This window comes from Pinirhizobacter sp., from assembly GCF_035317885.1.
Taxonomy (GTDB): domain Bacteria; phylum Pseudomonadota; class Gammaproteobacteria; order Xanthomonadales; family Rhodanobacteraceae; genus Pinirhizobacter.
This window is the reverse complement of sequence record NZ_DATHFX010000343.1, coordinates 1-2,336: the sequence shown is the minus strand read 5'-3', so window position 1 is coordinate 2,336 and position 2,336 is coordinate 1. Positions and strand designations below refer to the sequence as shown.

Here is a 2,336-nt window from a genome sequence, read left to right as displayed (position 1 = left end):
GCGGTGAATGCCGGGCACGACCTCAGCCTGGACAACGTCGGCACCTTCAAGACCGCGATCCCGGGTCTTGCCGAAGTGTCCATCGGCCATGCTCTGATCACCGAGTCGCTGTATTCGGGCATGGCCAACGTGGTGCGCCGCTACCTGCAGATCCTGCATTAAAAAACCCCCGCGCAAGGCGGGGGTTTTCCAAAGGTAGTGCTTTGAATCGGTACGAGCGTGCTACTGGCCGCCACCGGTGTTGACGAAACCGATCTTCACCAAGCCCTGGCCCTTCGCATCGGAAAGGACCCTGGCGACTGCCTCGTACTGGGCATTGTCGTCGGCGTCGATCTGCAGTTCCGGCTGGTTGGCCTGCTGGGCGATCACCGCAATCTGGGCCTTCAAACCGGCCTCGTCGACGGGGGTGTCGTTCCAGTAGAGCGAACCGTCCTGCTTGATCTGCAGGTGGATCGGATCAACCGGGTTATCCGGCGGACGCGGGGTGGCACTGGGCTGCGGAAGATCGATCCTGACCTTATGGGAAAGGATTGGCGCCGTGATCATGAAGATGATCAGGAGCACCAGCATCACGTCCACGAGGGGCGTGACGTTGATTTCCGCCATCGGGCCGCTGCTGCTGCCTGTGCTGAATGCCATGGCCGGTTACTCCTTGCTGTTGCCGGTGGTGAGGAAGGCCACGTGCACCATGCCGGCATCCTTGGCAAAGCCCAACACCTTGCGCACCGTCTTGTACTGCGTGGTGCGATCGGCGCGCAGCTGGATTTCCGGCTGCGGGGACTTGTTGGCGGCGACAGCGAACTGATTCTTGAGCTCAGCTTCCGTTACCGGCGCGTCGCCCGAGTACAGCGAACCATCTTCTTTGACCGCGACGTCCATCGGCTCTACCTGGACTTCTTCCTTGACGTTCGGGTTGGCCTTGGGCAGGTCAATCTTGATCCGATGCGTCATCAGCGGCGCCGTGATCATGAAGATGATCAGGAGCACCAGCATCACGTCCACGAGGGGCGTGACGTTGATCTCCGACATGGGGCCGCCGCTGTTGCCCCCGGTGCTCATAGCCATGGGTCAGAACCTCACTTCTTGACGCTGACCGGAGCCGTACCGGCTTCGACACGGGAACCAGTGGCGAAGTAGTCGTGCAGGTCGTGCGCGAACTCGTCGAAACGGGCGTAGGTCAGACGATTGGAGCGGTTGAAGAAGTTATAGGCAAGCACGGCCGGGATGGCGGTGAACAGACCGAAGGCGGTCATGATCAGCGCTTCGCCGACGGGGCCGGCCACTGCCTGCATCGAGGCATCGCCCGACGAGGAGATGCGGATCAGGGCGTGGTAAATACCCCACACCGTACCGAGCAGACCGATGAACGGTGCGGACGCGCCGACCGTTGCCAGCAGGGTGAGGCCACCCTCAAGGCGCAGGCTTTCGCGAGCGACGGCCTGGCGCAGGGCGCGGTCGATGAATTCCGAGCGCGAGAGCGTTTCGGCAAGACGGCCACCAGCAGCAGCCTGGTGATGGGCGACCGCCGAGGCGGCGTCCAGGGCGATCTTGGAGAACGGTTCGCCCTTGGGCTCTTCCTCGAGGGCGCGGATCGCGTCCTGCGTGGAGCTATTGCCCCAGAAGCCCTGGATCACACGTTCGGCGCGGCCACGAACCATGGCGTTGCGAATCGAGTTGGCGATGATGAAATACCAGGAAGAGAAGGACATGATCACCAGCACAACGAAGACGATCCAACCGAGCGGATCGAAGTTGTGGATAAGGTGATCGAAGCCCATGGCCTTCATGGCTTCGGCGTTGGACTGTGCTGCCGGAGCAGCAGAAGCGGAGGTGTCTTGCAACATAACGCTACCCTTGGGAAGTCAAGCGTGAACTGTAGATAGACAAGCGCACTGGAAAGAAGTGCTCAGGTCTGGCTTAGATTGAATGTTACCGGTACGCGAGCATAGCCTTCGACGATCTGACCACCACGCTTGGCCGGATTGAACCTCCAGCGTTGCGCGGCCTGTACCGCGGCCTGGTCCAGCTCGCGGAAACCGCTGGACTTGTCGACCTTCACGTCCTTGGCAGAGCCGTCGACGGCCACCAGCACCAGCAATACGACGGTACCTTCATGACGCTGGCGTACGGCCTGCGGCGGGTACTTGGGCGGATTGCGGCTCTGGTACGACAGGTCCGAACTCGCTTCGATCGCCGCGGGCGGAGCCGGCGGTGCCGGAGGTGCGGGAGGCGGAGCGGGCTGCGGATTGGTCGTCGCTTCCTCAACAGCCGGCGGCGGTGTCGGCGGCGGCGGTGTCGGCGGCGGTTTGATCTGCTGGATGATCTTCGGCGGCGGC

General features: G+C 62.4%; 5 protein-coding genes. 1 reads left to right on the top strand and 4 read right to left on the bottom strand.

Features of this window, described 5'->3' with window-relative positions; all coding sequences use genetic code 11:
• Positions 1-162, top strand: a 162-nt coding sequence (locus tag VK519_RS11210) for a pyridoxine 5'-phosphate synthase (protein ID WP_324349832.1), incomplete at its 5' end; no start/stop codon positions are given.
• A 60-nt stretch (positions 163-222) separates the two neighbouring features.
• Here the strand turns inward: VK519_RS11210 and VK519_RS11205 are convergent.
• From VK519_RS11205 to VK519_RS11190, 4 genes are all read right to left on the bottom strand, one after another.
• Positions 223-639 (bottom strand): ExbD/TolR family protein, encoded by a 417-nt coding sequence (locus VK519_RS11205; protein WP_324349830.1) that lies wholly within the window; start codon positions 637-639, stop codon positions 223-225.
• Positions 640-645: 6 nt separating this feature from the next.
• Positions 646-1,065, bottom strand: coding sequence for an ExbD/TolR family protein (locus VK519_RS11200; RefSeq protein WP_324349828.1), 420 nt, complete (start codon positions 1,063-1,065; stop codon positions 646-648).
• Positions 1,066-1,076: 11 nt separating this feature from the next.
• Positions 1,077-1,844 (bottom strand): MotA/TolQ/ExbB proton channel family protein, encoded by a 768-nt coding sequence (locus VK519_RS11195; RefSeq protein WP_324349827.1) that lies wholly within the window; start codon positions 1,842-1,844, stop codon positions 1,077-1,079.
• A gap of 62 nt (positions 1,845-1,906) precedes the next feature.
• Positions 1,907-2,336 (bottom strand): energy transducer TonB (locus VK519_RS11190; RefSeq protein ID WP_324349826.1); only part of this gene is annotated, 430 nt, incomplete at its 5' end.